This is a genomic window from Roseomonas sp. 18066 (genome assembly GCF_902706185.1).
Lineage (GTDB): Bacteria > Pseudomonadota > Alphaproteobacteria > Acetobacterales > Acetobacteraceae > Pseudoroseomonas.
The window spans coordinates 1-4995 of sequence record NZ_CACSJM010000250.1 but is presented as its reverse complement, the minus strand read 5'-3'; the positions used below and the strand labels follow the sequence as shown (position 1 = coordinate 4995).

Sequence of the window (4995 nt, the reverse complement as noted above, 5' to 3'; positions counted from 1 at the left end):
CCCTGGGGGCGGGGGCCACGAGCGGCATCGGAACGGGGGCGGCGGTCGGCGGGTGGCTTCATGGCGCGCATGCTATGGGCCGGAAGGCAGGGCAATGTCGAGGGCGGAGCGGACTTCACGCATTGTCGCTATACTTCCGCGGCCAAAAGGCTTTACAGCCCGGCGCCATGCCCCTGCCTGCCATGCCCCCGCGCGCCGCCGATTTCCTCGATCGCCTGCCGGAGACGCGCTGGCCGCGGCTGTGGCTGCTGGCGCTGTGCCTGGCGCTGTGGCTGCCGGGCTTCGCCACCTTGCCGCCCGGCGACCGCGACGAGAGCCGCTTCGCCCAGGCCAGCCGGCAGATGGTGGAATCCGGCGACTATGTGCGCATCCGCTTCGGCGAGGAGGAGCGCAACAAGAAGCCGGCCGGCATCCACTGGGCCCAGGCGGCCTCGGTCCATGTCGCGGAAACGCTGGGGCTCGGCGATCGCGGGCAGATCTGGCCGTACCGCCTGCCGTCCTTCCTGGGCGCGCTGGCCGCGGTGCTGGCCACCTTCCACTGGGGCCGGGCGCTGGTCGGGCGGCGGGCCGCCTTCACCGCCGCCGCCATGCTGGCCGCCTGCACCGTGCTGGTGGTCGAGACGCATATCGCCAAGACCGACGCGGCGCTGCTCGGCACCGTCGCCGTCGCCATGGGGCTGCTGGGCCGGGCCTATCTGGCGCCGGGCAGCTTCACCACCTGGCAGGCGGCGGGGTTCTGGGCGGTGCTGGGCCTGTCGATCCTGCTGAAGGGGCCGATCGGGCCGCTGGTGGCGCTGCTGGCCGTCATCACCCTGGTCGCCGCCGACCGCGCCGGCGCCTGGCTGAAGACCCTGCGCGCGGCCTGGGGCATCCCCCTGATGCTGGCGGTGGCCGCGCCCTGGTTCATCGCCATCGGCATCGCCACCGAAGGCCGCTTCTTTGCGGACGCCGTCGGCGGCGACATGCTGAACAAGGTCAATTCCGGCGAGGAAGCCCATTGGGGCCCGCCCGGCTACTACCTGCTGACCTTCGCGCTCAGCGCCTTCCCGGCCGGCTTCCTGGTGCTGCGGGCGCTGCCCACCGCCTGGCGCGACCGGCTGAACCCGGGCACCCGCTTCCTGCTGGCCTGGATCGCGCCCAGCTGGCTGATGTTCGAGGCCGTGGCGACCAAGCTGCCGCACTACACCCTGCCGGTCTTCCCGGCGCTGATGCTGCTGGGCGCCGCCTGGGCGATGGACCCGCTGCGCCGGCCGGCGCCGCGCTGGCTCGCCTGGCTCGGCGCCGGGCTTCTTTCTGTCGTGGCCGTGGCGCTGGGCGTCGCCGCCGGGGTGCTGCCGTGGCTGGCGGATCATCGGATCGATCCGCTGTCGCTGCTGGTGCTGCCCTTCGCGGCGCTGCTGCTCTGGGCGGTCTTCGCCTGCCTGAAGGATGGCGCCCCGGGGCGCGCGGCGCTGGCCGCGGCCTTCCTGGCGGTGCCGATCTATGCCGGCGTCCTCGGCGGGCTGCTGCCGCGGCTGGAGGCGCCCTGGATCGGCCCGCGCATCGCCCAGGCGCTGGCGGCCCAGGGGCTGACGCCGCCCGGCGGCGAGGGCTTCGGCATCGTCGGCTATCACGAGCCCTCGCTGGTCTTCGCCACCGGCACCCGCACCGCCCTGCTGCGCGACGGCGCGGCGGCGGCCGACTACCTGGCCGCCGCGCCGGGCCGCATCGTCGCCATCGGCGACCGCGACCTGGCCCGCTTCCAGGCCGAGCTGCAGCGCCTCAACCTGGCGCCACGGCCGATCGGCGAGGTCGCCGGCTACAATTACACCCGTGGCCGGCGGCTGGTGCTGCGGCTGTACCGCCTGTCGTGATCGACTGGGTCACCGGCATCGTCGGGCAGGCCGGGCCGGCGGGCGTCTTCCTGCTGATGTTCCTGGAGAACCTGTTCCCGCCGATCCCCTCCGAGCTGATCATGCCGCTGGCGGGCTTCGCCGCGGCCGAGGGCAAGATGCCGCTCTGGCTGGCGGTGCTGGCGGGCGCCGGCGGCTCGCTGCTGGGCAATGGCGTCTGGTACGAGGCCGGGCGCGCGCTGGGCAGCGCCCGCATCCGCGACCTGGTGGCGCGACAGGGGCGCTGGTTCGCGGTGACCCCCGCCGACCTGGACCGCGCCGAGGCCAGCCTGCGCCGGCACGGGCCGGTGGCGCTGTTCTTCGGCCGCATGCTGCCGGCGATCCGCACGCTGATCTCGATCCCGGCCGGGCTGGTGCGCATCCCGCGCGGCATCTTTTATTTCTGGACCTGCCTCGGCGGGCTGGTCTGGGTCGGCATCCTGGCCGGCGCCGGCTTCCTGCTGCGCGACCAGTACCAGCGGGTGGCCTCGGCGATCGAGCCGCTGAGCTACGTGGCGGTGGGCGGCCTGCTCGCCGCCTACCTGTGGCACGTCCTGGTCAGGTCCCGCTGAGACCTGCGAGAAACGGCGTCAGATGACGCCGAACAGCAACAGCAGGATGATGATCGGGATGGGGATGCCCAGCAGCCACAGCAGGATCGAACGCATACTCGTCTCCTCGGTCTTGAGCGGTGCAACGCGGCCCGGCGCCACGGGTTGCCGCGCTTCCGCCTGAACCCCGGCCCGTCGCGGCGCCTGCGTTTTTTCCCGGTTTTTTTCTGCGCAACCCCAGGTTTTTTCTGCGCAACGATGTGTAACCCCTGGCCATGCCCTTGCGTTCAGCCCGGCAGACCGCCCCGCTCAAGGGCCGGATAGACGAGCAGAAGGACGAGGAACGATGCGTCAGCGCGAGATCGGTTTTGCCATCCTGGTGTCGGCCGGCCTGCTGGGCCTGGCCGCCTGCAGCTCCAGCCCGACCGGCACCGCCCCGGAGCGCGCGATCGACCGCGCCGCCGGCACCAACACCTCCGGCGCCTATCCGATGCAGTCGGACGGCACCCGCGCCAACCCGGCCGGCACCGAGGCCAGCCGCGCCCTCGACCGCGCCGCCGGCACCAACACCTCCGGCGCCTATCCGACGCAGTCGGACGGCACCCGCGTCAACCCGCCGGGCACGGCCGCGACCCGCGCCTATGACCGGACCACGGGTTCCAACACCTCGGGCGCCTATCCGCAGAACGGCCCGCGCCAGTAAGCGCTGGCCCGCCCAAGCCGCCCCCGGGACCTCGGTCCCGGGGGCTTTTTTGCGTTCGGCGACAGCGGCTGCCAACCAGGCATGAAAAAAGCCCCGCGCAAGGCGGGGCTTTTTCCGGCAGCGTCAGGCCAGGCGGGCGGTCAGACCCATCCGCGTCCGGCGACCAGCGAGACCAGGAACAGCACCAGGAAGACGATGAACAGGATCTTCGCGATGCCGCTGGCCGCGGAGGCGATGCCGGAGAAGCCCAGCACGCCGGCCACCAGGGCCACGACCAGGAAGATGAGCGTCCAGTACAGCATGTGTTCCTGTTCCTTTGGACCGGGGAAAGAAAAAGCCGAGGCCGTTGTGGCGGCATCGGCTTTGCAACGCAGCGTTTCAGCCCCAGTTTCAGCCTCTGTCCCAGGAACACCGGACAGCTTCAGCTTTTCTGCCGGCCCCGCCGCCAGGAAGGCGGGGCCGGCGGCCGCCGCCTCAGCCGATCGGCACGGTCGAGGACACCGCCTGGTAGGTGGCGATGGCCAGCGCCAGCGGCTCGAAGGGCTTGCTGATGACGAAGGCCGGCTCGACCTGCTCGGCGGTCAGCAGCCGCTCCGGATAGGCGGTGACGAAGATCACCGGCACCGCCACCTCGCGCTGGATGCGGTTGACGGCGCTGATGCCGTCGCCGCCGGCGCCGAGGTTCACGTCGGCCAGGATCAGCCCGGGGCGCTTCGACTTGGCCAGGGCCACGGCCTGCGCCTCGGTCGCCGCGACGCCGACCACGCGGTGGCCGCAGGCCTCGACCAGCTGGCGGACATCCATGGCGATGATCGGCTCGTCCTCGATCACCAGGATGTCGGTGGCGGCGGCGCTGCGCAGCGCCTCGCGCGCGGTCTCCACCTCAGTCTCGGCGACGTCGCGCGGCACGCCGACCACGCTGGCCGCATCGGCGGTGGACAGCTCCTCCAGCGCGGTCAGCAGCAGCAGCTGGCGCTGGCGGGCGGTCAGGTTGGCGCCCGGGCCCGGGGCCGGCGGCGGCGCCAGCCGGGTCACCCCGGCATAGAGGGCCAGCTTGGCGGGCAGCGGCGGCAGCCCCTCGCGCAGCGCGGCCGCGACCAGCGCGTCGCCGGCCGCCTGGCTGCCGCTGAGCGCGCGGGCGTAGCGCCGGGCCGGCGGCAGGCTTCGGAGGAGCTCGGCTTGGCTAACGGCATTCATATCCTGGCCCTCGTATCCATCCTGGTTGCTGAAGCTCGATCGCGTCTGGACTGAAGATGGCAATGCATAGCGATACCCGGCCCGTCGATCCGCTGCGCCGCCTGCTGCCGGGGCTGCTGCCGGAGCTGCGGGCCTTCGCCCGGTTCCTGGCGCGCGACGCGGCACAGGCGGACGATCTGGTGCAGGAGGCGATCCTGCGGGCGCTGCGGGCGGAAGCCCAGTGGGATCCTGCCACCAGCCTGCGGGCCTGGCTGTTTCATATCCTGCGCAACGCCTTTCTGGAACAGCTGCGGCGCCGCGGCACCGAGCGGCGGGCGCTGGAGCGGCTGCCGCCGGCCGAGGCGCTGGTGGCCGCCCCGGCGCAGGAGGCGCGCGGCGCGGTGGCCGATCTGCAGCGTGCCATGGCCACCCTGCCGGCGCCGCAGCGCGAGGCGCTGGTCCTGGTCGGCGCGCATGGCCTGTCGCATGAGGAGGCCGCCGCGGTCTGCGGCGTGCCGGTCGGCACCGTGAAGGCCCGCGTCGCCCGCGCCCGCGCCGCCCTGGCGCGCGGCTGGGAAGAATTCAGCGCCCCGGCCGCGACCGGCTGACGGCGTGCAACGGGAAGCGCCGCCGGGCGCGGGGCGCCGGCGGGTCGGTCGGGGGCGTCGGGCCGCTGTCTCTTATACACCTCTGA

7 protein-coding genes are annotated in these 4995 nt (G+C 73.0%); 4 read left to right on the top strand and 3 right to left on the bottom strand.

Annotated features, from left to right (window positions below; translation table 11 throughout):
- Positions 1-167 precede the first annotated feature (167 nt).
- Both GVN67_RS27965 and GVN67_RS27960 read left to right on the top strand, forming a co-directional pair.
- Entirely contained in the window at positions 168-1853 is a 1686-nt protein-coding gene (locus GVN67_RS27965; RefSeq protein ID WP_235035583.1) for a glycosyltransferase family 39 protein, read from the top strand.
- Complete coding sequence (locus GVN67_RS27960; protein ID WP_200845429.1) at positions 1850-2443, top strand: DedA family protein; 594 nt, start codon at positions 1850-1852, stop codon at positions 2441-2443. The genes GVN67_RS27965 and GVN67_RS27960 overlap by 4 nt, the downstream gene beginning before the upstream one ends.
- Before the next feature lie 18 nt (positions 2444-2461).
- Here the strand turns inward: GVN67_RS27960 and GVN67_RS30400 are convergent, their stop codons facing one another.
- A complete protein-coding gene (locus GVN67_RS30400) occupies positions 2462-2584 on the bottom strand; it encodes a hypothetical protein (protein WP_255430446.1) in 123 nt (40 codons plus the stop codon).
- Positions 2585-2768: 184 nt separating this feature from the next.
- On the opposite strand from GVN67_RS30400, the gene GVN67_RS27955 reads away from it, so the two are divergent.
- Complete coding sequence (locus GVN67_RS27955) at positions 2769-3125, top strand: hypothetical protein (RefSeq protein WP_160000583.1); 357 nt, start codon at positions 2769-2771, stop codon at positions 3123-3125.
- A gap of 140 nt (positions 3126-3265) precedes the next feature.
- Here the strand turns inward: GVN67_RS27955 and GVN67_RS27950 are convergent, their stop codons facing one another.
- Entirely contained in the window at positions 3266-3427 is a 162-nt protein-coding gene (locus GVN67_RS27950) for a DUF1328 domain-containing protein (protein ID WP_160000582.1), read from the bottom strand.
- Between the two features lie 172 nt (positions 3428-3599).
- Positions 3600-4322 carry a response regulator gene (locus tag GVN67_RS27945; protein ID WP_160000581.1) on the bottom strand — a complete coding sequence of 241 codons (723 nt, stop codon included), beginning with the start codon at positions 4320-4322 and terminating at the stop codon, positions 3600-3602.
- Positions 4323-4384: 62 nt separating this feature from the next.
- Between GVN67_RS27945 and GVN67_RS27940 the strand changes: the two genes are divergently transcribed.
- Entirely contained in the window at positions 4385-4909 is a 525-nt protein-coding gene (locus tag GVN67_RS27940) for a sigma-70 family RNA polymerase sigma factor (RefSeq protein ID WP_160000580.1), read from the top strand.
- The last annotated feature ends 86 nt before the right edge of the window (positions 4910-4995 follow it).

Bases quoted from the DNA above. Each gene is read 5' to 3' on its own strand.
- GVN67_RS27965 (WP_235035583.1), top strand. From the start codon at position 168: ATGCCCCTGCCTGCCATGCCCCCGCGCGCCGCCGATTTCCTCGATCGC.
- GVN67_RS27955 (WP_160000583.1), top strand. From the start codon at position 2,769: ATGCGTCAGCGCGAGATCGGTTTTGCCATCCTGGTGTCGGCCGGCCTG.
- GVN67_RS27950 (WP_160000582.1), bottom strand. From the start codon at position 3,427: ATGCTGTACTGGACGCTCATCTTCCTGGTCGTGGCCCTGGTGGCCGGC.
- GVN67_RS27945 (WP_160000581.1), bottom strand. From the start codon at position 4,322: ATGAATGCCGTTAGCCAAGCCGAGCTCCTCCGAAGCCTGCCGCCGGCC.
- GVN67_RS27940 (WP_160000580.1), top strand. From the start codon at position 4,385: ATGCATAGCGATACCCGGCCCGTCGATCCGCTGCGCCGCCTGCTGCCG.